This is a genomic window from Siphonobacter sp. BAB-5405, assembly GCF_002872335.1.
Taxonomy (GTDB): domain Bacteria; phylum Bacteroidota; class Bacteroidia; order Cytophagales; family Spirosomataceae; genus Siphonobacter.
Genome location: NZ_NJAG01000012.1, coordinates 82,895 through 107,187, shown reverse-complemented (window position 1 = coordinate 107,187; position 24,293 = coordinate 82,895). Strand labels below are relative to the sequence as shown.

Genomic DNA, 24,293 nt, shown 5'->3' with positions numbered 1-24,293 from the left:
GAGAGCAATGATATAAACCGGTAGAACTCGACCGCATAGACAAAGGTAAAAGGCTAAGCGAAGAGTATAAAGGGTTTTTATGGATGATTCAGGAAATTAGGTACTGATAACTCTTCCTTGAAAAATTGTGGAATATAATACTCACATTGAGGTTTTTTTGAAAATAACTTTGAAAGTATTCCCCAAGTTGTTGCCTGTTTCTGGAATGGAGTATCCCTTTTGAGTAATATAAGTAGCTATAAGCCGCGGTTGATGTAAAAGGTATCTATGAAGATAAAAAAAGTACTAAAAATTACACTGTTGTCCATTGGGGGGCTATTGATTACGATCATAGCCTTCTTACTGGTATTGGGGTTAACGGACTGGGGCCAAACGTTTGTAACCCGGCAAGTCAATCGGTATCTGGCTACCAAACTTAAGACTCCCTTTGGCATTGGCCGGATCAGCTATCAGATTCCTGATTGGATTCAGCTCGAAGATGTATACTTCCAGACCCCTAAAGGCGATACACTACTCAGTGGGGGGCGGATGCGGGTAGATCTGGATATGCTGGGATTGATTCAGGGCCGTATCGCTCTAAACGCGATTGAACTGGATAAAATCCGGCTAAACGTAACCCGAACTTTACCCGACACGGCTTTCAACTTCAACTTCCTGATTAATGCTTTTGCTTCGGGCAAACCCGCTGATCCAGCAGATACTACCTCGGCACCCCTTCAACTGAGCCTTTCGGAAGTAGGACTCAATGACGTACGTATTCGCTATGTGGATGACATCGCCGGAGCCGATGTACGGCTGGTGGTAGATACCTTACGTGGAAAATTTGATGAAATAAATCCGGCCGAATCCCGGTATCACGTAGCGGAGATTAAATCCAGCGGCCTAACGGCGTATGCCCGCCTGTACCCAGGCATCGACATTCCCAATAAAGTAAATGACGCGGCTACGGTACCCGGCGATACGATGGATTTACGCATGGGTGACTGGCAACTCAGTCGCACCAACTGGGACGTAAACGTCGAAACGGCTCAGTTCCGTACCAAAGGCAAAGTAGGCCAGTTGAATCTGGCTGGCGATCAATTGTATTTAGAAGGACAGCAGGCTCTGATTCGGTCGCTGGAACTGATGAATTCCGAAATCACGGCTACGCTAGGCAAATCAGCTCCCAAGCCGGAAGCTCCGCCCGCTCCCAATAATAAAGAAAAACCGCAGGACCCCAACGCTGGCTGGAAAGCCTCGCTGGGGCGAGTTCGTTTTGCGAACAATCATATCAAATTCGATAACGAAAACGCTCCACGCCAGGCCCGGGGACTGGATTATGGGCACATGGATATTCAGGGCTTTACGCTGGCCGGTGAAAATCTGGTATATCAGCCCAACCTGATCAAGGCTCAGTTGCGGGGTGGCAGTTTCAAGGAAAAGAGTGGCCTGAATCTGCAACGCTTTGCGGCGGATGTCTTTTACAGTCCGCAACAAATTGGACTGACCAATTTCATTTTACAGACACCGGGTACCTTACTCAAAGATCGGCTCGTCATCAAGTTTGATTCGCTGGGACAACTAACGCGGGCGGCCGAAGCCAAACGTGTACTGGTGGATGTAAATATGGTGGAAAACAAAGTTTCGTTTGCCGATGTACTGACGATTATGCCTACGCTGGCGAACACACCGCCCCTGAAAGGAAACGAGCGGGCGGTAGTTAATGCGACCATTCAGGCGAAGGGTACACTGGCGAATCTGAACCTGCCCCAGGTGGAGTTTTCTGTACTCTCAGCTACCCGTATCAAAGCCCGTGGACGGGTTTCGTATCCGACGGATCCCGCCAAAATGGGACTGGATATTGTGCTGGAAAACGCAACGACTAGTTCGGCGGACGTGAAAAAACTGGCTCCCAAAGGCTCACTGCCCGATTCCATCAGTATTCCTTCCCAACTGAAACTAACGGGCCAGGCGAAAGGCCGTCTGAACAATATTGATCTGGATATTGCCCTCAATACTTCCTACGGAAACGTGACCTTTGACGGAGCCCTGAAAAACTTCGTAACGGGTAAAAATCAGGTATACGCCGGAAAAGCTACCCTGGATCGCCTCGATCTGGGCAAGTGGCTGGGGCAACCTAAACAGTACGGAGCGATAACGGCTACCGCTACAGTAGATGGACGTGGAATTGATCCGAAAACGATGGCCACTTCGTTCGATCTGAACGTTCCGGAAGCTACCTATAATGGGTACACCTATCGACAGTTTGCTGCTAAGGGAAGTCTGAATCAGGGGCTGCTGGATGTACAGGGTGGCATCAACGATCCCAATGCCCGGTTGAATCTGAATGTCAACGCCAATATGAAAGAAGAGTATCCCAGTGTGAAGGGTACCCTGGCGGTTCAGCAACTGGATTTGTATGCCCTGAAACTCTACGCGGAGCCTTTCCAGGTACAGGGCAATGTGCAGATGGATTTTGCCTCGACAAATCCCGAAAAACTGATTGGTACGCTCCGAACGGAAAATCTTAACCTGCAACTCAAAGGCCAGAACTATCCCGTTGATTCACTGTATCTGACGGCCAATGCCGAGGGTACCAGCAAAACCATCATGGCCCGTACGCCCTTTGTCGATCTGGACCTGGGCGGAAACTTCCAGTATGCCGACCTGGCTGCTGCTGCCATGACGGAAGTGAATAAATACGTAACTCTGCCTGATACGACCATTAAGGCTCCCAAATCAGCGACGGACTTTACGTTGCGAATGCGGGTACGCCAACATCCGCTATTACTGGCGTTTGTACCGGGTTTGTCCCGGCTGGAGCCCGTGAAAATCGAGGCTACCCTTGATAGCAAACGGGCGGATTCGACGCTTAACGTTTCCGTAACTGCCGGTACCATTGAATACGATACCACGGTAGTCTCGGGAGCGAATCTGAAACTGAGTGGAAATGGGCGGCAACTGGTACTGGACGGGCAGGTAGGGGAAGTACGGACGCAGTCTATGCACTTGTATCCCACGAGTATTTCCGCTTCGGCAGCTGACAATCAGGTACGCTTCAAAGTCATCAATAAAGATTCGGTGAATGCCGATCGTTTCGGAATTGCGGGTCGGGTAGCGATTCAACAGAATGCGTATGAATTGCACCTGGATCGGCAGGCGTTATTGACCAACTATCGATACTGGACTTCCGATACGACGGGCTATATCCGCTACAGTAAAGAAGGGGTACTGGCCGAAAACTTCGTGCTGGAAACCAATAATCAATCACTGGCGATCAACAGTACCGAACCGCGTCCGAATGCCCCTTTGCACGTACAGCTTAAAAACCTGATTCTGTCCGATCTGGCAACACTGGCCAATCAGGATAGTACACTGGTAGGAGGTACCCTGAATGGCGATGTGGTGGTGAAAGACTACCTGGGTACGGACAAGAAACTCAGCTTTACTGGCGACTTAAAAATCGACAGTCTGGACGTGATGCAAAAGGCTTTGGGAACTTTGGAGGCCCGTTTTGCTAATCAGGATGACAATCGGATTGGAGTTGAAGCCAACCTGAAGGGAGCGACGAACGACTTGCACGTAGGTGGTTTTTACAATCCTTCTTCGACCGATAAAGCTCTCGATCTAAAGGTAGAGCTGCGGCGACTGGATACGCGAACGATTGAAGCCTTTAGTTTTGGACAACTACGGCAGGCCAAAGGCCAATTACAGGGGGAAATGACCGTGAAAGGAGCCGTTGCCAAACCTCGCCTGAATGGACAGATCAGCTTCCAGGACGTTGGATTCAACCTGGCTTTCGTAAATGCTTCCTATCAGATTGATGATGAAACGATTGTGTTCGACGACGAAACCATCCGCCTCAACAAATTTGATTTAAAAGACAGTCTGGGTCGTATGCTGACTACGGATGGAACGGTAAACATCGCCAATCTGCCCGATGTGAAGTACAGCCTGCAGGTAACGGCCAATCAGTTTAGTGTACTGAATGCCTCCCGCCGCGATAATGATCTGGTGTACGGAAACGCCACGCTGACGGCTGACCTCCGCATCCGCGGTACGGGCAGCAAACCTTCCATCGTGGGTAACCTGAAAATTGATGATGGCAGTGATGTAACGATGATCGTTCCTAATTCAGGGCCCTCGGCTGAAGATGCCGAAGGGATCATCACCTTTATTCAGCCCAATGATACGACCGCTCTGGCCCGTTACTTAATACGGCCCAAACGCGATACGCTCAATACAAAGGTTCGCTTCGACCAATTAGCCAATTCCAGTATTTCGCTGAATCTGGAAGTAACAGAGGCCTCTGAGTTTAGCGTAGTGGTGGACGAGCAGAGTGGGGATAATTTACGCGTGAAAGGAAACGCCCGTTTGAACGTAACCATGGATGAATCGGGCACACTGGGCATTTTTGGTCGCTATGATGTAACCGAAGGAGCGTATTCTTTGACCTATCAGGTACTTAAACGGAATTTCAACATTCAGAAAGGAAGTAACATTGTTTTTGCCGGTGACCCTTTAAAAGCGGACCTCGACATTACAGCCTTATACCGGGTGAATGCACGAGCATCCGAACTGATAGAAAACGAAACCACTAATAAAGAAAAAGGTAATGCACAAGATGAAGACTCCAGTAAGCCATCTGAACTGGAAATGCGTAATGCGTACGCCAATAAATTGCCATTTAATGTTGCTCTGAAAATGCAAGGTAATTTGGCCGCACCAGAATTAAGCTTTGATATTGATCTGGTCGAAAATGCACTGGGTATCGATGCTCAGATTCGGGAAGCCGTAGAAGGCAAACTAACTCAATTCCGCCAGGACGAATCTGAAATTAACAAGCAGGTTTTTGCCCTGCTGGTACTGGGTAACTTCCTGCCGCAGAACTCATTCGACTTTTTCTCAGGCAGCGGGGGAGGCTTCAATGCTGAAAGCCTGGCCCGTAGTAGTGTTAGTAAAATTCTATCACAACAGCTCGATCGACTGGCTTCTAATGTGATTAAAGGGGTGGACCTCAACATTGGCCTCAACTCTTCCAGCGATTATGCAAATAATAATGAGAAGGCCGCCGCAGGCTCTACTGCTACTAGAACGGACTTAAACGTAGGATTATCGAAAAGTTTCTTTAATGGTCGTTTGTCAGTAAGTGTAGGTAAAAACTTTGTATTGGAAGACAACACGGGTATTCAGAGAGGTAATGCTCAGGTTTTCGACAACCTGTCCATTAATTATAATATTACCCGTGATGGCCGGTACATGGTTCGAGCGTATCGCGTCAACGAACTGGAAAATGTTATTGAAGGCTACGTGATTGAGACGGGTATCGGTTTCGTAATCAACCTGGATTACAACACGTTCCGGCAAATATTCGGCAAGAAAAAAATTGAATAACAGATTCGAACCACTTTAACCATATCATCCCTTGAAGTATTCGGTTTACAAAAGTCTCTTTGCACTGGTCATTACTACTCTGGTTGTGAGTTGTAATGTGAAAAAGTATATACCGGAAAAAGAACGATTATATAGCGGCACTGAGATTGAAATGTTGCCTTTTGAAGGGGTCAGTAAAAAAGATCGCAAAGCCTTACAGGGGGAGCTGGCTGGTTTAGCCCGGCCCAAACCCAATAGCCAGATCTTTGGTTTTCCGTATCGTGTATGGTTATACTACGTCATTGGAGAGCCTAAAAAAGACTCCAGCTTTAGAGCAAGCTTGCGTCGAAAATTAGGACAAGAGCCTGTATTTGCCAATTCTCGATCCGTCGTTACGAACGCCAACATTTGGAAAGCCTTTCTGCAAAATGAAGGATATTTTCACTCCGAAGTAGCAGGAAAACTGGAAGAGAAGGGGTACAAAGCGAAAGGGATTTATCAGGTACGAGTTCATCGTCGCTATACGCTTGACTCCGTACGTTTCGTTACGGATACCGCTCTGGTGGGAAAAGATTTTAAGCTGACTCAGGAGAAGACTTTACTAAAACCTCCGGTACCGTATCGGTAGATAATCTAAAGCTGGAACGTGAGCGAATCACCCAGGAGATGAAGCGAAAAGGGTACTATTACTTTAACCCAGATTATGTTGCTATTCTTGGTGATACCAACACGAATAACTACAAAGCCAAGCTTTATCTAGCTCTGAAACCGGAAATGCCCGAGGCGGCGGCTCGACAGTATTATATTCGAAATGTGTATATCTATCCTAATTATACACTTAATAATGCGGTACAGGATACCAATCGGCGGGAAGCTTTTCGTACTACTGCGGGTTTTCAGGTAGTAGATTCTTCCAGAACCTACGATGAACGACTATTCCATAATGTTATTGGATTTAAGCCAGGTCGGCGGTACAATAGCCGTGTTCAGGACATCACACTATCCCGACTCATTAACTTAGGAACTTTTAAGTTTGTGCGTAATCGTTTTGCACCTGATACCCAGGGTGACTCTACGGTCCTGGATGTCCACTACTATCTGACGCCTTATCCTAAGAAATCGCTGCGAGCTGAAATCGCAGGTACTTCCAAATCCAATAGTTTGGCCGGTTCTCAGTTGACGCTGAGCTGGCGAAACCGTAACTTTTTCAAACGGGCTGAACTATTAACCATTAATGCTACGGGTGGTATTGAGGCTCAGTTAGGGGCAGGCGGACAAGGGGTATCGAACTTCAGCTACGGACTGAATGCTACACTTACATTCCCACGACTGGTTAGCCCTATTGCCATTGATTACGATCGACGGCAAGTACTGCCTAAAACCAACCTTACCTTAGGTTATCAGGCGATTGTACGGCGGCAGTTTTACCGGTTGAATTCATTTACGGGCTCCTTCGGCTATGCCTTCCGGGGAAGTAGTAAGGTAGAACACACGCTTATTCCCTTAAGTCTGACTTACGTGTATGTTCCTACTAATAGTTTGGGCGATTTGTATTATGAAGCCATCACTGACCCAGCATTAGCCAGTCAGTACATCGCTATTGTACAAAATCAGCAACTTATTCCGAGTAGCTTGTATACTCTGCACTTCAACTCCTCACCGCAAAGTCAATCTCGGTATTCCCAACAGTTGATTTTTAATTTTGAACCGGCGGGTAATGCAGCAGGATTACTATTTAAAGACGGTAATGGAGATGGGCAAAAGAAAGTATTCGACGTGGCCTTTTCTCAATACGTGCGTGCTGATATTGATACCCGGCATTATTTGCGTCTTACACCATCGACTACCTGGGCTTCTCGGGTATTTGCTGGAGCGGGTCTTCCCTATGGAAATTCCTCAAGCTTGCCTTTTGTAAAACAGTATTTTGTGGGGGGAAGTAATAGTATTCGTGCCTTCCGTCCGCGGGGTATTGGGCCAGGTCGGTATCTGCGACCCGCTGGCCGGACCGTTCTGCTGCAAGATGGGGGAGGTGATATTAAAATGGAAGCGAATACGGAGCTGCGAACCAAATTCAACAAGTTTCTGCAAGGAGCCTTGTTTGTCGATGCCGGGAACGTCTGGATGTACAAAGACCCAACGTTGTACGGAGAAACGGCCGTTTTTTCTAAAGACTTTCTCAAGGAAGTAGCTATTGGGGCCGGGATTGGCTTACGTTTAGACGTAACCTATTTCGTGTTACGCTTTGACTTGGCTACGCCGTTACGAAACCCCGCTCTGGCAGAAAATGAACGCTGGGTACTTGATAAAATCAATTTTCGGGATCGTGACTGGCGGAAAGACAACCTGATTCTAAATATTGCCGTCGGTTATCCCTTCTAAGTTTCTGTAACGTCCCGAATTGCTTCGGGACGTTTTTTTATAGAGGCATTACCATCGCTACGCCGTAGGCTGATCCGGAATAGTAGGGCATCAGGGCCATGTTTTTCTGCCGAAATAGTTTTCGTAATATCTTCCGTTGAATCCAGGGATAAATGCGGTACACACCTTCCGTTGCTGCGATACTGAGGCCTGCACTGAAAAGGACATCCGCCAGCCAATGTTCGTTATTGATCACGCGTAAAGAGGCTACGCCCGTAGCTACGCCGTAACCGCCGATGCTGTACCAAATGCTTCGTTCGCCATACTCTTTAGCCAGAACGGCCGCCCCCGTAAAGGCAAACGTGGTATGACCGGAGGGAAAGGAAAGGTTATCTTCTCCATTCGGACGAGGATAACGTACCAGATGTTTCATGCCCTGCGTAACACTCTGAGCAACTCCCTGGGATAGTACCATCAGAATCAACTGATCCTTCAGAGCGTGTTTCCCCTTTACACCTAAAGCCCCTAAACCCAGAGGAACCAAGGTAGGAACGTATTGCAGGTAATCGTCAGCGGGTGTATGAAAGTTGGGGAATGCCGAGCGGACCTCTCTTCGCACCTCCCGACTGATCGCTCCCTGCGTCACCAGTCCGGCCGTCATCAGCGTCACCGGAGCTATAAACGATTTCCAGACGGGTTTCTTGCGAGCAGTAGAGTCAATTTGAGCATAAACGCCCGTGTGTAAACCCAGGTATAGGCAAAGCAAGAGTAGTAAACGCAGCATACAGTGGGGGGTGGTTAAGGGAAATCCGTTTACTGCTCGGCTTGAGCCTGGGACATCAGAATGAGGCAGAAAACCGAGTAATTAATCATATCCCGGTAGTTAGCATCCACGCCTTCGGAGACGAGCGTTTGTCCACCTAAGTCTTCAATTTGCTTGGTACGCAGCAATTTCATCAGAATAATATCGGTCATGGAAGCCACCCGCATCATTCGCCAGGCTTCACCGTAATCGTGGTTTTTATCGAGCAACAGGTGAATGGTTTCGTTCACTTCCTGATCGTACAGGGCCGAGAGTTCGTCCGTTGGAATCTCCATGCGAGGGTCATCCGCCAGGCGAAGCTGAATGAGAGCCATGAGGCAGTAATTGATGATGCCGATAAACTCAGGCGTAATGCCTTCGCCTACCCGCGAAACGCCCGTTTCCTGCAATTGTCGGATTCGCTGGGCTTTGATGTAAATCTGATCCGTCAGACTGGGTAGCCGCAGAATACGCCAGGCCGTACCGTAGTCGCGGTTTTTCTTCAAAAAAAGGTCTTTACACGTAGCGACAACGTGCCGATATTCTACTTCCGTCTGAGTCATGAGCATACACAAATAAAACAATAAACAACAAAGGTGCAGGGCACTTAGCGTTTTCGCAACAAATGATACAGGTTGTTTCCGAAGATCAACGCCAATAAAGTCACGGCCAGCCAGTAGGCCCAGCCCCAGTGGATGGTAAAAAGACGGATGAATTGCAAGTCTTCCTTATTGAGAGGATTCAGATCGGCTGAGGCGGTATCAAGAATGGTATCAAAATCGGAGAGGTGGTAGTGGAGAATTCCTAAAGCAACCAGACTAAGTCCTGACAGAAGCAGGCTGCCCAGCGGAGCCATGCGTTTGGGAGCCCAGGAAACGCCTAATCCTAAAGCACAACAGAGGATGACCGCGGCCGCGGCGGGTTGCATCGGAACACGGCGGGACTGCGTCAGAGCAGCATTTCCGTTCTGACCAAACTCTTCAATATCGGCATTGCTCAGCCCTTCCGTCCATTTGGGAATAACGGGGTCCGGCTTTCCTCCTTTCACCAGCGTCCAGCCCGAAATGGTAGCCACGGGTTCATCATTGCAACTGATCGTCATGAAGTTGAAAAAGAAACAGAGCAGTACGAGAAGAAAACCACTGGAACTGAAGAGCTTTAACACTGATTGGGATGAAAACATACAAATGGAGGAGGAAATTGAAAAACAAAGTTCGCGATCCGGAGGGCCTATAGTCAATAGAAACGTTCTTTGTATCGTTTTAATTTCATCTCATTTATTCATAATTACCCACCGGAAGCTCCGGAACTTTACCTTGCTATGCAAGCAACTACTTTTTGGCGTGCCTGGCCCCGGTCGTACCAGAGGCTATTTTATGTAAGTCTTTTCATCTTCATCGCAGCTCTGCTCGGATGGGCTTTCTTTGCCTTTCAGGGCGTTGATTCGGTTATTCACTGGGACGTATTGAGCGAACTAGGCGAGATGCCCTTTGTCTTTGATCAGTTTCAGGCCGGAGGCTCGTCCTTTCAGATTCCGGCCACGGCCTACGCCCTGACCGAACAGTTTGTGGCTTCGCCCATGTCGGTATTGCATCCCGTAAACGACTGGATTTGTCTGGGCTTGGCCCTGCTGGGCTGTATACTGGCCTTGGCCGCCAGTACGGCTTTGCCACGGTTGTGGTATTTCGGAGCTACCACGGTGTTGATCATCCTCCTGAGTACGCTGCAACTGGATGCCGTTTGGGGCCGAACGGATCGTCTGGTTACCATGCTGGTCGTAGCACCTTTAGTGGGCCTGAGTTTCTATTTTCATGCCTTTCGTACCTACGCCAGTTTGACCGTACGGGTTGTAGCCTTTGCCGTATTGAGTGGGCTCATACTGACTCTATTCTGTACCCTAGGAAAAGCTACCCCGGCTGATCTGCTGGCCTTTGGCTATCCCGCCGGAATGGTGCTGGTAGTGGCGTTTTCCTTCTGGATCTCTTTCGAAATTATGATTGGTCTGGTCTGGTTAGCGACGAGTCAGTCGGGTCGGAATAGCCTGCCTAACTTTGCTTTTCTATGCCTTTTTTATCTGGGAAACCTAGTTCTGACGCAGCTGCACAATACGAAAATGATCGACTGGAATCTGTTGTACGTGAGTCCATTCGTAGTCTTTGGGATTTCAGCGATTCTGGGCATCTGGGGACAAAAGAAACGCGATGATCAGGAGGCCGCTTCCTGGCCCTATGCCCCGCAGGGGTCGCTGCTGTACCTGGGACTGGCCGCCGTCAGCTTCTCCGTACTGGCGTACGTAAACAGTACCGCCAATGATCCGGCCATTGAAGCCCTGGAGGATGCGATCAGCTATACGCACCTGACGGGTGGTGTCTTGTTCTTCTTTTACGTGTTTTTCAATTTCGGAACGCTCATGCGGGATGGAAAGCCAGTATATCGGGTGTTGTTCAAACCGGCGTATTTCAATCGTTTTCACGTCCGTGGATTATCCGTTATTCTAACCATTCTTCTGTTATACAACAACCATTTTTTCCCCATTCAGCAGGCCGTAGCGGGTTATTACAACACCCAGGGCGATTTGGCAACAGCCCGGCAGGATTATCGCCTGGCCGAAACCTTTTACCAGCAGGGCGTAACCTTCGAATTCCAGAATCATAAATCCAATTACGGATTGGCTTCACTGGCCTGGATACAAGGCGATTTTGCGTCAGCGGCCCGGTTTTTCCGGCAGGCTCTGGCCAAGCAGCCCTCGCCTTATGCCTACGCGGGTCTGACGCGGAGTTTGATGAATGAAGATTTGGCTTTTGATGCTTTTTTTACCGCTCGTGAAGCCCAGCAACGGTTTCCCAGTACGGGTGAACTCCTGTCAAATCTGGCGTATCTGCACGCCAAAGCCAATGGCCTGGATTCGGCTCGTTACTACTACGAAAAAGCGATTGATTTAACCAATCAGTCGGGCGTACCCACCACGAACCTGATGGCTCTGTACTTGCGAAAAGGAGACTGGAAAGCCGCCGAAACCTTGGCGGAGCAACGGGCTTCGGCGTATGTGCCGGTGCAGGTCAACCAGTCGGCTCTAGCCTTGATTACGGAAAAAACGACGGAGCCCTCACTTTCCGTAAGCCGTGATTCCGTACTAACCCTGGCCGAATTCGCCCTACTTTCCAATGCGTCGCTGGCTCAGCTCAAAGCCGAGAAAATGCCCTTCGTAACGGAGGCTGCCCTACAAACCTTCATTCAGAAAGAAGACAACGTCTCGTATGCGGACGATTTGCAGTATTTGAGTGCCCTGCTTGCGTATTACCACGGCAATAAATTGCAGGGACTTGACTTGCTTTCGGCCCGAGCCATGGCTGATACGGCAGCCAGCGGCGATCGTTGGCGAAAACCACTGGCGGCGTTCCTGAACCGGGAAATTTCGCTCGAACAGGAAGCTCCAAAAAGCTGGACGGGCGACGGTTCGGGAGAATTGCTGCGAAATCCGTTAAACGTGAAAGTATTACAACGATTCACGGCTGAAGCAAACCGTAGAAATCAGCCCCAACAGGCGTACAATGCGTTGTTCAATGCTCTGCGTTACCGGGAAGATTCTCCCGAGATTGTACAGCTTTACATCATCCAGTGTCTGGATATGGGACTGACCAACTATGCGGCCGATAAGCTACGTATTCTTCAGGAAAACAATCCCGCGGCTTACGGACAGTTCTTACCTACGTATCAACAAAAGCTGGCTTTGATAGAAAAACGGCGGAATGATTTTCAGTAAGCAAGCGATGGCTGTCAGCGTATAGCTACTTTTTGCTGAAATAAAGTGCAGATTCAAGGTAAACAGCCCCGTATGACAAGCGGGGCTTATTTTTTAATTTCGAAGCCCCGTTTCGTCCAAGTATTCGTATCTGAAGCGTCGGTACCGTAACATTATTTTGCCCTTTGAGTACCGTTTATTTTATAACTACGGCTGGTACACGTATTTTACAGAAAATTAACCGTTGTTCATTCCCTTAACTCGGAAATCCGGTATTACTCCGCCACGTAAAAACCGTTGTAAATGATCATAAGTAGGATTACCAGTGGACTTGGAAATCAGCTTTTTCAATACGCTGTAGCCCGGCATCTGGCTTTGAAAAACCAGGCTCGCCTGTACCTGGATCTGAGCTATTTCATGCAGGAATATGCTACGGATACACCCCGCAAGTTCAAGCTGAACCATTTTTCGGTTCCGCTCCACTTGTTGCAGGATTCTCCCTTGCTGTATGTCTCAAAGGCGACGAAGTTATTGCCAAACCGGAGCCTGCCACCCCTGTTCCGTTTTCTGAAAGAACCACATTTCCATTTTGACCCTACGGTACCACAAACCCGGGGTGCCTGTATTACGCTCGATGGCTTCTGGCAGTCCGAACGATACTTTGCGGAGAGTGCAGCGGTGATCCGGCAGGATTTAACGCTCCAGACGGTACCGAGTCCGGAGTTTGAAGGATATGAACAGCAGATCAAAACCGCGGCTGCCCCGGTTTCTGTACACGTTCGACGGGGTGATTACGTACATCACCCGGAGTTCAGTCAAACCTTTGGTTTTCTGGGATTGGGCTATTATCAGCGGGCTTTAGCTCAGTTGAATCAGTATGTGGCGAATCCACAATTTTACGTATTCAGCGATGAACCGGATTGGGTTCGCGAAAACCTGAATCTGCCCGAAACGGCTGTGTTTGTGCGTAATACCGGCCCAAATGCCGATGTGGCTGATTTGGTACTGATGAGTCGCTGCCGGCACCACATCATTGCCAACAGTTCATTTAGTTGGTGGGGAGCCTGGTTAAATCCTAATCCGGCTAAGCAGGTCATTGCTCCAGCCCGCTGGTATAAAAACCAGCCTACCTGGGATACCAAAGATCTGGTACCAGTTAGTTGGATTAAAGTATAAACGCCTCCGTTCAGCAAACGCAGGCATTGGTACGCCTCCTTATGTAATCGCTTACTTTCTCCGCCAGGAACCCGTATGTCCACCTTATTTATTGATCATCAGAAATTTACTACGCAGAAATACGGGGGCATAAGTCGCTACTTCGCTACCATTCTGGAAGGCATCCGGCACACGGCTGATATGCAGTATCAGCTCGGCGTTTTGCATACCAAAAACCATTACCTGCATCAGGAACCCCTACCCATAAAAGGCTCATTGTACGACCGTCTATTTAGCAAAAAGCCCAGTTACGATTATCAGCTCAATCAATACTATTGCAAGCAATTACTGAAGAAAAACGCGTTTGATGTTTTTCATCCTACCTACTACGATCCTTATTTTCTGCCCTATTTGAAGAAGCCGCTGGTTGTTACGATTCACGACATGACCTACGAGCGGATGCCGGAATACTTCTGGGCCCAGGACCCGCTAACCCAGCAGAAGCGGCTGAATATCGAACGGGCCGACAAAATCATTGCGATTTCCGAAACCACGAAAAAGGATCTGCTCGAACTGTTTCCCGTCGATCCGGCTAAAGTACAGGTCATTTACCACGGGATCGAAATTGACCAGCCGCTTGAGGTACAGGTCCTGCCGAACCTGCCGGAGTCATACGTATTGTTCGTGGGTGACCGGAGTGGCTATAAAAACTTCTATCTGTTTTTCAATGCATTCAGGGAAATAGCTTCGCGTATGCCGGATCTGCATTTAATTCTTACGGGGGGCGGTCCCATTCAGGTGGCCGAACGCGAGCTGATCCAGCGATTAGGCCTAAGCGACCGCGTACGACACATAAATGCCACTGATCAAGAATTAAATTTTTGTACCAGAATTCGCAGTTATTTGTGTATCCATCGCTATACGAAGGCTTCGGACTGCCGATTCTGGAAGCATTTAAAGCCGGTTGCCCGATGCTACTTAGCGATACGGAGTGCTTCCGCGAAGTAGCCGCTGACGCTGCCGTATACTTTAAAGCGACCGATCTTGAAGATCTGATTCATACCTTGGAAACGACGCTGATGGATACCGAATTGAAAAAACAGCTTGTAGCTCGCGGAACAGAACGATTGAAACGTTTCCAGCTACGGGATTGCATTGATCAGACGCTGGCCGTATATCGGTCACTGGCGTAAGCCTGTACATGTCCCATGAACATCATCGAAACCAGACAAATCCGCAAACGCTACGTAATGGGCACCGAAGTAGTGGAAGCTCTCAAGGAAATTACCATTGCCATTGAAAAGGGCGAATACGTGGCGTTTATGGGGCCGTCGGGTTCGGGCAAGAGTACGCTGATGAACATCGTGGGATGTCTGGATACGCCTACTTCGGGTTCGTATATTCTGAATGGGCAGGATGTGAGTCGCATGGGTGAAAACGAATTGGCCGAAATTCGGAATAAGGAAATCGGCTTTGTTTTTCAGACGTTCAACCTGCTGCCCCGGCAAACAGCCCTCGAAAACGTGGCTCTGCCCTTGATTTATGCGGGATACTCCAAAGCGGATCGCATCGAAAAAGCCATGTTGACGCTGAAAGGCGTAGGGTTGGAAAACCGGGCTCATCACCGCCCGAATGAGCTTTCAGGTGGACAGCGACAACGCGTAGCGGTAGCTCGGGCCTTGGTCAATGATCCTTCCATTCTACTGGCCGATGAACCTACCGGAAACCTGGATACGAAAACCAGTTACGAAATCATGGATTTGTTCGACCAGTTGTACTCCAAAGGCAACACGATTGTCATGGTAACGCACGAAGAGGACATTGCTCAGTATTCGCACCGCATCATCCGGCTTCGCGATGGCGTCATTGAGAGTGATCTGGTGAATGAAGACGTACGTAAGCCCAAGTTGCTGTAAAGGATTGTCTTCGCTTGAACTCTATAAACGTCTGAATGATGAAAAACTGGTTACGTTCCGAGGAAGTCATCCAATTTTTGATTTCCATTCTTGTCTTCAGCCAGATGGAATTTGCCTGGTGGGTATTTCCGGCAGTGCTGTTGATACCAGATCTTTCGATGCTAGGGTACGCAATTTCGACCAGAATAGGAGCTTTCACTTACAACTTAGGTCATCATAAAGGGTTGGCACTGGCAGTACTGACGTTAGGCTGGTATGAGCAGCAATCCACTGTGGAACTGGCCGGCTTGATCCTCTTTGCTCATTCCTGTATGGATCGGATGCTGGGCTACGGACTAAAGTATACGGACGATTTCAGGCATACCCATCTGGGCTGGCTGCCCGGCGGAGCTAAACCTCATCACGCCAGCAGGGACTCAGCGAAGCCAGAACTTCGGTCAGACGATTAAAATCACTCGGTTTGGTAAGAAAACCCATCGCTCCCAAAGCCAGGACTTTCTCTCTTTCACGCGTACTGCTGGAAGTAGTCAGGATAATGACGGGAATTTCACCCCACTGCGGGTTGGTTTTGAGTACCTGAAGGGTTTCAAAACCGTTCATGCGGGGCATGTTTAAATCCAGAAAAATAAGGGTAGGAAACTGCCAATCAGACAGGCGTTGTAAATGATGAATCAGTTCTTCACCATTCGTAAAAAAGTTGATTTCACAATCGGCGTTTTCACTCAGACCCTGTTCGGCAAAAAACCGGTCATCTTCGTCATCATCAACCAGGTACACACGCTGTTTCATATAGTTTTTGGGTAATAAATGGTATGCCCTAAACTACAAAAAAAGACGGAAAGTTCGGTGTGAAAAACCGCGGGCTACGATTATACGTAACCTGCGGTTTTTTTTATCTAATTAGTCGACGCTAACCAGTTCAATTTCAAAAACCAGATCCTGTCCAGCCAGTGGATGATTGGCATCTACGGAAATTTTGTCTTCCGATACGCTCGTCACCGTTACGGGTACAACCTGACCTTCGCCATCAGCGTGCATATTGAGCTGCATACCTACTTCGAAAGGAATATCTTTAGGTAAATCACTGCGATTAAATTCGAAAACCAGATTTTCATCTGACGGGCCGTACGCTTCTGCTACCGGAATGTGAACCGTTTTCTTTTCCCCCACCTGCATCCCTGTAATACCTGAATCGAAACCGGCGATAACCATTCCGCTACCCAGCGTGAATTCCAGCGGTTCCCGTCCAGCAGATGAATCAAAAACGACTCCACTGGTTAATTTTCCTGTGTAATGAACGCGAACTTTGTCGCCCGATTTAGCTTGCATGATAGACAAGTTTTTTAAACGATGAAAAAAATAAAGTCTGAAATGGACACTTCAGTACGCCTTTCAGACTACGTATAGGAGCTATAACAATCCTAAAAAAGATAGACCACTCCGGGTGGTGTGGAAAACCCGGGCAAAGGTAGCCTAAATTTTCATTCCGGCCTTTTCTGTGTACTTTTGAAGCCATTAGGTGTGCTCTATTAGACCCGTCATGAAAGGTATTTATTTCTGGTATAGCTTATTCGTGCTTTGGATTGGACTGGTTTCCTGCCGCCTGGAACTGGATCCGGCTCTGGATGTAACCACGATTCAAATCAAGATAGAACTGGAGCCGACGTTGAAAAACGCGGGACTTTCACCCCTGGGTACCGAAGTCATCCTGGAAGACCGCAGTGGCAAAGGACCCTGGCGGGCTATCGCCAATGCCGAAGGAATCGTCCGTTTTGAGGAGATGGTGGGAGGCACCTACCAGGTAAAAGCCCGCCGTCTGATTCAAATGGATGAATACCGGGCTCATACGGGTATTCCCGTAGATGAAGACGTGATCCTGATGGATTCGCTGATAAATCAGGACTTTAGTCTGGCCGGACCACAGCAGGCTACCCTAATGTTAAAAGTAAATCCGCAGGGGGGCTGGCTGATTAAGCAGGTTTATTACGCGGGGTCGGATACGCTGAACGGAGCCGGCATTCGCGATCAGTTTGTGGAGTTATACAACAATTCCAACGCCGATCTGTACGCCGATAGCCTGTGCATTGGGTTTCTGAGTGGCGTGCATTCGAAAACCATACCTGACGAATACCTGGTTGCCGCAACGGGCCAGTACGACTGGAGTAAATCACTGAATATTCCGGAATCCTCGAAAGCAACGGCCAATACCGAGTATAGCTACGCTCATACCGTGGTTATGATTCCGGGTACGGGCACCCAGTACCGCGTCCGACCGGGCGAAAGTATCGTTATTGCTCAAAACGCCCAGAATCATAAAATAGGTTATACCACGACAGATGGCAGGAAACTGGTCACCAAAAGACCCGAATTGACGGTTGATTTGAGCACCGCTAATTTCGAAGTAGTAGTAAACCGGCGAACGACGGATGTAGATAATATCGCCGTACCCAACCTGCAGGTAATTTACTGTGCCCATCTTGCCTGGGAAATGAACCCGGGCGGAACCGACGCAATCGTCCTGTTCCGAACCAGAGCCAACGTTTCACAATGGCCCAAAGTACCCACACCGAACGTACGTATCGTAAATAGCAGCACCACGCTTCAGGTACAGATTCCGAATCAGTATATACTCGATGGTGTGGATTTGCAGCAGGGCAGTACGCTTGTGTATCCCAAAAAACTACCCCCCACCATCGATGCTACGGGTCAGTATGTACCGAAAGGAGCGTACTCTTCGCAGTCACTCATTCGTCGAACCAGCAAAACGATTGGCTTGCGGCGGGTTCTTATGAACTCACAAAATTCTAAAAGTGACTTTGGTCATTTTGACGTGGCTCAGCCCCGGAGTTTTCAGTAAAGCTATATCGCAAGCGAAAGCTCAGGCGTATGCTCAAAGTCGGGCAGGGGCAGGGCTTCCAGTAACTCTTCTTCCAGAACAAAAGCCCAGGTTTGCAGATAGAGCATCACATCTTCCCGAACATTATGCCGCATTTGGTTCCGGCGTTCCAGCGGAATCCGGTTCTTGACTTTTGGATCTGAAAGTCGTTCCAGATGTTGTAAATCAGTTGTGGTAAGCCCGTATTGCAAAAGATCAGCAATGAGCAAATCCATGGGTAGACCGCTCGTGGGGCAAAACTCTTCCACTTGTTCCCGCCAGTCGCCACGGCCCTGCAGGGCATACGCATGAATATCGGCTTTGGTGAGCTGCGTTAGCTCCTGAGCCAGATTGCCGCAATTACAGGCTCCCATATGACCCCACATGTAGGGTTTACCGCCGTCCAGATTCCGTGCCGTTCTTCGCAGGGCTGCAATCAGAGTAAGATTAGCCGTCGCCATACCTTTTTGGGGTTGATTTCGTTTATATAAAATTAAGACCGTTTGGAATTAATCGGTTCCAAACGTGTTAAGAATTTGTATTTTTACTCCGCATGAGTAGCTGACAATCAGGCTACAGGAGCAAGGATTTTTCTGAAATGACTTTACTATTCTCCGAAAAAAGGTACGCCATTGCTGTTAATCTATTGATGCGTAAAACTGTATTCCGGCTATCTATGAAAAGTCTGATTGGTTTGTTGCTGATTGGAATAGGCCTGTCAGCCTGTTCTCCGCGATCGTATTCGCCCCAGCGTACGTATCAGCCGCAACAATTACAAAAAGATTTTCAAATCATGCGAGCCAGCCTGGAGGCTGGGCATCCGGGCTTGTACTGGTATACTCCGAAAGCAAAGCTCGATTCGGCTTTCGACGCGACGGCTCAAAACCTGAATCGACCCATGACGGAAGTTGAATTCAGACGTCAGCTTGACCCTCTGGTTGAGTTGATTCACTGCGGCCACACCAACGTGCGGGGATCGAGAAGTTTTGAGCGTTGGCGAAAACGCCATACGCCCAAGGATTTTCCGTTGAGTGTGTTTGAAATGACCGACCGGATTTTCGTCTCGTCCAATTTCAGTAATCAGCCGGAGCTTTGGAAAGGACAGGAAGTCGTAAAAATAGATGGTCGTCCCGCCGGCGAAGTGTACCATACCTTACGTAGTCTGGTGATTTCGGACGGCTATAATCAAACCTTCAAGAACACGACGATCCTGAATAATTTCCCGATGTATTACCGATACTGGTACGGCGAAAAAGAAAACTACGAGGTAACCGTGCTCGATTCGCTGAAGCAGGAAAAGACGTATCACGTTCACTGGAGAAAAGAAGAGAAGGCCAAAGGGGTCGTGATTCCGTCCGTTCGGCCCGTTACGGGACAGGTTCGGCCTGCCAGCGTTCCTGCTCCGATGAAATTATACGGCAATCGACACGCCCGGCTGTCAATTTCTTCACGGGATTCCAGCGTTGCTATTCTGGATTTGAATACCTTCAGTATTAATAATTATCGGCGGTTGTTTCGTCGATTGTTCCGGCAAATTGAACGCAACCATGTTCAACACCTGGTGCTGGACTTACGCAACAACGGGGGTGGTCGCGTAGCGGCAAGTAACCTGCTGATGCGGTATGTGATGGACCAGCCCTTTCAGGCGTATCAGTCGGTAGAGAGCTTACCACATTCCTCTACCTATAACCGCTATACTAACGAGCGACTGGCCCGTACCGTTATGATGAAAGTGGTGGCTAAAAGGCTGCCCGACGGTCGCCGGATTATTCGTCATGCCACGCGTACGCAAAAGCCGATTCGCAGGTATGGATACCGCGGCGATGTATACATTCTGACGAATGGAGGATCGTTCTCGGCGTCTTCCATTACAGCGGCCAATTTACAGTTCTGGAAGCGGGCCGTCATCATTGGTCGGGAGACGGGCGGAGGTCGTAATGGCTGTACGGCCTGGACTATTCCCTATCTGACATTACCGCAAAGCCATCTACGCATCCGGTTTCCGCTGTTCAAAGCCTTAACGGCTGTAACTGATCCGAACGAAGGGCATGGGGTGATCCCCGATCACCCGATCACTTTTACTGCGATCGACTTCCTGGCCAATCAGGATCCGGATATGGAGAAAGTGTATGAGTTGCTGCGAGGGGGACGGCTGGTGAAGGAGTAAAGATGTTGAGTTGCGTAGTAGTGAAACGAATAGCTACCAAACAAACGCACGGAGTGGTATACCCCTCTGCCGGCTTTGTTTGGTAGCTAAGAAACGTTTTTTATTCGATTACACGAGTCGGTATTTTCTCATTAAAAAGGAAATACTTTTTTTCGGAGCCAAAGGTCAGATTTACAATGTTTTGCTGATCATCAAAAATATCCGTTAGAGCCGATTGCTGAAGTTTGCAGCCTTTAATGGTCTCCGTAAAGGGCATTTCCACAAAAATCCAGGTGGCATCGACTTCATTCTGTTTTCCGACGTACTGATAAGCTTTCGCCTGACCCGCCGCGTTTAAAAACTTGTAGTGCTTACGGATGTACGCCTCAACCAGCCGATCGTTCTGATCCTTGTCCTGAATACGGATTTTAGCTCCCGACCGACCTTTATTCAAGGCCGTTTCCAGATCATCGGTAAACAGCTTGATTTCTACTTCAAATACCTTGTTCCGAACATCATAACGCATTTCGGTCAGGCTGTTGTGGAAATCATGTTTATTCCGGTGAAAGGCAGAAAACAACGGTACACAAACCAAGATCAGTACTACACTCAGCCAGGGCCGCAGGTTTAGACACTTCATCATTTACTTAAACAAGTCATTACCAATCGCAAATACCATCAGACCTAGCAATAAAATGGTACCAATTTGCTGAGCCCGTTCGAGGAATTTTTCCGAAGGAGCCCGGCGGAAAATCATTTCATAAAGCAGGAAAATAACGTGACCACCGTCGAGGGCCGGAATCGGCAGGGCATTCATGAAGGCCAAAGCCATCGAAAGCAGACCCGTTACCGTCCAGAAGTGGTTCCAGTCCCAGATATCACCGTATAATTTACTGATTCCTACGGGGCCGCTAATGGCATCGCTGGCGGCTACTTCACCTTTAAAAATCTTACCAAAACCTTTTACGTTTTTCGCCACTACGTCGAAAGCATCGTACGTACCCGCTGCTACAGCCTGACCGAAATTATAATCCACGTGAGCTGGCGTCTGTAAGGGCGTCCGGTTCAGGAAAACCATCAGTTTACCTTCGGGAGTTACGCGGGGTTTAAGCGTCAGCATCTTACCTTTCCGATCAACCACCACGTCGATAACTTTGCCTTTATTCGCCGCTACCGTTTGAGAAAATTCGTGGTAATATGTCAGGGGCTTACCATTAATACTAACCACTTTGTCGCCTTCCTTCATACCCGCTTCGTAGGCTGGTAGGTTCTGCTTTTTCTCGCCTAGAATCTTGGCAAACAAACCCGGTTTTTCCGGTTCGGCTACTTTTACCACTTCGCCCAGAGTGGCGAAGGTGCTGATGAAACGTTCGGGGTTATTATCCCGAGCCAGCAGACCCGCCAAATCGTTCCGGATGGGAATGACCAGCTCTTTGCCATCCCGTTCGACGGTGTAATTGCTGTTGGATTCAAGCAGAACCTGACCAACTACATCCTGACGGAAGTCTTCAATCGGCTGACCGTTTACCTTCACAATTTTATCCCCCGTACGTAGCCCGATTTCCTGAGCCAGTTCGCCCGCTACAATCCCGTTCTTGTTTACCTCGGACACGGGAATGTAATTGTATCCGTTCTGATACGAGAGGGATGAGAAAATGATAATTCCCGTGATGACGTTGACAATGATTCCTCCCAACATGACCAAGAGACGTTGCCAGGCGGGTTTGGAGCGGAATTCCCAGGGCTGGGGTTCAGAAGCCAACTGATTGGCTTCCTGCGTTTCATCCACCATCCCGTCAATCTGAACGTAACCTCCTAAGGGGAACCAGCCAATACCATATTCGGTATCCCCAATTTTCTTCTTCCAAAGGGCGAAGTTGGCAACGTTAGGCAGGGGGAAAAGGAAATCAAAAAAGATATAAAACTTGTTGACGCGGATTTTGAAAAGTTTGGCAAAGAAGAAGTGACCAAACTCGTGTAAACCTACCAGTATCGAAAGGCCCAGCAATAACTGCCCGGCCATAATCCATCCACTCATTCGATTTAGTTTTCAGTTTTTAGTGTTCAGGTTTGCGGTTCTCTCATGGAACGATTCACAGCTCCATAATCGTCTATGCTTTCGGTCAGGATAGGAAGGGTAGGTAAAAAAAACTACTACTATCTTAAACAAATTGAAAACAGACCATTGCAAACTATCTATATAAACACAAAGATAGGGGGAAAGGATCGGCTTTAAGAAAAATTTAGATAGAAGGAAAGCTCTAAATGACCGGAAGCCGGTGGGGTTCCGGCTTCTGGCGATAAATTGGGAAATGAATCTCACCTACTAATCAGCTTTGTAGCCTTTAATGGCAAAAAACACGACATAAGCAAAGCAGACAAAGGGCACCAGCAAGGCCATAGCAGCTCCGGAAGGAAAAAGTAAACCCGCTACCAGGGGTAACACCGCTCCGCCCACGATACTCATGATGATTAAAGAGGAGGCCATCTTTGCTTCAACGCCCAGATTTTTGGTCGCTAAGGCGAAAATGGTGGGGAACATGATGGACTGGCAGAAGTACGTCATGCTCAGGCAAATCACGGCGACCAGACCACCCGCAAGGCCAGCAACGGCTACGAAAGCCACAGCGGCTACGGAGTAAATCGTAAGTACACGTTGGGCGGGCATTCGGGTCATGAGGGAAGTACCTACAAAGCGACCCAGCATAAACAGTACCAGTGCAAACGAAGCGTGGAATCCAGCGATCTGGGTATTGGAAAGCGAAGAGGCGTCCAGTCCACTGACACTGCTGATGATTTTCATCCAGCCTTCGGCCAGAACCCAGTGAGTTTCCCGGGAGAAATCCAGCTTGAAGTCCACGAAATAGCCCCAGAGTACGGACTGAGCACCCACGTTGGCGAATTGAGCAATAATGCCGTATACCAGGTGTTTGTGGCGGAATAGGTGCGTAATGGAGATTTTTCCGGCTGATTTTTCTTCTTCTGCCCCCACTTCTGGCATTTTCACTACCGCAAAGATCAAGGCTACAAAAGCTACGATGGAGCCAATGGCCAGATAAGGTCCCTGCACCGAAAGAGCTTCCTGTACCCGTATGGCCTCTACCTCGGCAGCGGGCATGGCCGCCAGCATTTCAGGCGTGTACTCGGTTTGGGAGAAGATGAACAACGCTCCGATAATGGGACCTAAGATCAGACTGATCCCGTTGAAAGACTGGGAAAAATTCAATCGCCATTCTGACGTTTCCGGATCGCCCAATACCGTTACATACAGGTTCGCTGCCGTTTCCAGAAAGGCAATGCCACTGGCAATCATGAAGAGAGCAAAGAGGAAGAATCCGTACACGCGGGCACTGGCGGCGGGGTAAAACAGAAAGGCTCCGGCCGCGTACAGAATCAGGCCAAAGAGAATGCCTTTCTTGTAGCCGAACTTTCGCATGACGTATCCCGCCGGGAGAGCCATGAAGAAATAGCCCAGATAAAAAGCGAAATCAACAATACCAGCCTGAAAACGGCTTAAGTCCAGAGCAATCTGGAATTGTTTAATCAACGAGCCATTCAGCGAGTTGGCAAGTCCCCATAAAAAAAACAGGCTCGTAACCAGAGCAAAGGGAATCAGATAACTGCCAGAAGCCGAGCCATCTTTAATTTTTACTTTTTCAGACGATGGTCCAAGTGCCATGAAAGGAAGGATTAGAGGGAGAATTAATTACTAAGGGTGAGGAGGTGGTGACGTCTAGGATTGCAGGAGGTGTAAAAGGGCTTGAAGTTGGAAACGTGTAAGGTTTGATAAGTGTGAAGGTTGAGGTTTGACGCGTGCCGCGACTATGGATTTACGGCAGGATACAGCCTCTAACCATTTGTCAGCAGGTATTACCCTGGAACATTACTAAAAACAGTCCCATCGTTTCAGACCGCGAGTTCTTTCAAACCTTAATCATTAAACTTTT

Annotated in this window: 18 protein-coding genes and 1 pseudogene; 10 read left to right on the top strand and 9 right to left on the bottom strand. The window is 48.5% G+C overall.

The features are described from left to right. Positions 1–267 precede the first annotated feature (267 nt). From BWI97_RS11970 to BWI97_RS11965, 3 genes are read left to right on the top strand one after another with little or no spacing between them, the layout of a single operon-like run. Positions 268–5,373 (top strand): translocation/assembly module TamB domain-containing protein, encoded by a 5,106-nt coding sequence (locus tag BWI97_RS11970; protein ID WP_102201169.1) that lies wholly within the window; start codon positions 268–270, stop codon positions 5,371–5,373. A 31-nt stretch (positions 5,374–5,404) separates the two neighbouring features. Next, a complete protein-coding gene (locus BWI97_RS28320; protein WP_233207822.1) occupies positions 5,405–5,980 on the top strand; it encodes a hypothetical protein in 576 nt (191 codons plus the stop codon). A gap of 38 nt (positions 5,981–6,018) precedes the next feature. Next, on the top strand, positions 6,019–7,731 hold the full coding sequence (locus tag BWI97_RS11965) for a BamA/TamA family outer membrane protein (RefSeq protein WP_233207821.1): 1,713 nt from the start codon (positions 6,019–6,021) through the stop codon (positions 7,729–7,731). A gap of 37 nt (positions 7,732–7,768) precedes the next feature. On the opposite strand, the gene BWI97_RS11960 is transcribed toward BWI97_RS11965, so the two are convergent. From BWI97_RS11960 to BWI97_RS11950, 3 genes are read right to left on the bottom strand one after another with little or no spacing between them, the layout of a single operon-like run. Next, entirely contained in the window at positions 7,769–8,494 is a 726-nt protein-coding gene (locus tag BWI97_RS11960; protein ID WP_102201168.1) for a phosphatase PAP2 family protein, read from the bottom strand. Positions 8,495–8,523: 29 nt separating this feature from the next. Beyond that, positions 8,524–9,075, bottom strand: coding sequence for a DUF1599 domain-containing protein (locus BWI97_RS11955; RefSeq protein WP_102201194.1), 552 nt, complete (start codon positions 9,073–9,075; stop codon positions 8,524–8,526). Positions 9,076–9,119: 44 nt separating this feature from the next. Next, positions 9,120–9,614 carry a hypothetical protein gene (locus tag BWI97_RS11950; protein ID WP_141217319.1) on the bottom strand — a complete coding sequence of 165 codons (495 nt, stop codon included), beginning with the start codon at positions 9,612–9,614 and terminating at the stop codon, positions 9,120–9,122. A 219-nt stretch (positions 9,615–9,833) separates the two neighbouring features. Between BWI97_RS11950 and BWI97_RS11945 the strand changes: the two genes are divergently transcribed. The 5 genes and pseudogenes from BWI97_RS11945 (at position 9,834) to BWI97_RS11925 (ending at position 15,774) form a co-directional block, all read left to right on the top strand. After that, entirely contained in the window at positions 9,834–12,275 is a 2,442-nt protein-coding gene (locus BWI97_RS11945) for a tetratricopeptide repeat protein (protein WP_146010923.1), read from the top strand. Positions 12,276–12,557: 282 nt separating this feature from the next. Next, positions 12,558–13,430 carry an alpha-1,2-fucosyltransferase gene (locus BWI97_RS11940; protein ID WP_102201166.1) on the top strand — a complete coding sequence of 291 codons (873 nt, stop codon included), beginning with the start codon at positions 12,558–12,560 and terminating at the stop codon, positions 13,428–13,430. 75 nt (positions 13,431–13,505) lie between these two features. Next, positions 13,506–14,516: pseudogene (locus tag BWI97_RS11935) on the top strand (glycosyltransferase); the annotation flags it as partial. 101 nt (positions 14,517–14,617) lie between these two features. Then, on the top strand, positions 14,618–15,325 hold the full coding sequence (locus BWI97_RS11930) for an ABC transporter ATP-binding protein (RefSeq protein ID WP_094808472.1): 708 nt from the start codon (positions 14,618–14,620) through the stop codon (positions 15,323–15,325). A gap of 38 nt (positions 15,326–15,363) precedes the next feature. Further along, positions 15,364–15,774, top strand: coding sequence for a DUF4260 domain-containing protein (locus BWI97_RS11925; protein ID WP_094808493.1), 411 nt, complete (start codon positions 15,364–15,366; stop codon positions 15,772–15,774). On the opposite strand, the gene BWI97_RS11920 is transcribed toward BWI97_RS11925, so the two are convergent. Both BWI97_RS11920 and BWI97_RS11915 read right to left on the bottom strand, forming a co-directional pair. Next, the gene (locus tag BWI97_RS11920) at positions 15,716–16,114 is read right to left on the bottom strand and encodes a response regulator (RefSeq protein WP_102201165.1); all 399 of its coding nucleotides are present in this window, start codon (positions 16,112–16,114) and stop codon (positions 15,716–15,718) included. The genes BWI97_RS11925 and BWI97_RS11920 overlap by 59 nt on opposite strands. Positions 16,115–16,225: 111 nt before the next feature. Further along, positions 16,226–16,657, bottom strand: coding sequence for a peptidylprolyl isomerase (locus BWI97_RS11915; protein WP_094808492.1), 432 nt, complete (start codon positions 16,655–16,657; stop codon positions 16,226–16,228). 208 nt (positions 16,658–16,865) lie between these two features. On the opposite strand from BWI97_RS11915, the gene BWI97_RS11910 reads away from it, so the two are divergent. Next, the gene (locus tag BWI97_RS11910; protein WP_102201164.1) at positions 16,866–18,182 is read left to right on the top strand and encodes a DUF4876 domain-containing protein; all 1,317 of its coding nucleotides are present in this window, start codon (positions 16,866–16,868) and stop codon (positions 18,180–18,182) included. A 2-nt stretch (positions 18,183–18,184) separates the two neighbouring features. Here BWI97_RS11910 and BWI97_RS11905 read toward each other — a convergent pair whose 3' ends face one another. Beyond that, entirely contained in the window at positions 18,185–18,661 is a 477-nt protein-coding gene (locus tag BWI97_RS11905; protein WP_094808468.1) for a hypothetical protein, read from the bottom strand. A gap of 215 nt (positions 18,662–18,876) precedes the next feature. Here BWI97_RS11905 and BWI97_RS11900 point away from each other — a divergent pair, with 215 nt between their 5' ends. Continuing rightward, positions 18,877–20,367, top strand: a complete 1,491-nt coding sequence (locus tag BWI97_RS11900; protein WP_158242742.1) for a S41 family peptidase — start codon at positions 18,877–18,879, stop codon at positions 20,365–20,367. A 100-nt stretch (positions 20,368–20,467) separates the two neighbouring features. Here the strand turns inward: BWI97_RS11900 and BWI97_RS11895 are convergent, their stop codons facing one another. From BWI97_RS11895 to fucP, 3 genes are all read right to left on the bottom strand, one after another. Further along, positions 20,468–20,989 (bottom strand): DUF6702 family protein, encoded by a 522-nt coding sequence (locus tag BWI97_RS11895; RefSeq protein ID WP_102201163.1) that lies wholly within the window; start codon positions 20,987–20,989, stop codon positions 20,468–20,470. Further along, positions 20,990–22,384: an RIP metalloprotease RseP gene (gene rseP, locus BWI97_RS11890; protein WP_102201162.1), complete on the bottom strand. Its 1,395-nt coding sequence runs from the start codon at positions 22,382–22,384 to the stop codon at positions 20,990–20,992. Positions 22,385–22,672: 288 nt separating this feature from the next. Next, positions 22,673–24,025, bottom strand: a complete 1,353-nt coding sequence (gene fucP / locus BWI97_RS11885; RefSeq protein ID WP_102201161.1) for an L-fucose:H+ symporter permease — start codon at positions 24,023–24,025, stop codon at positions 22,673–22,675. Between the last annotated feature and the right edge of the window lie 268 nt (positions 24,026–24,293).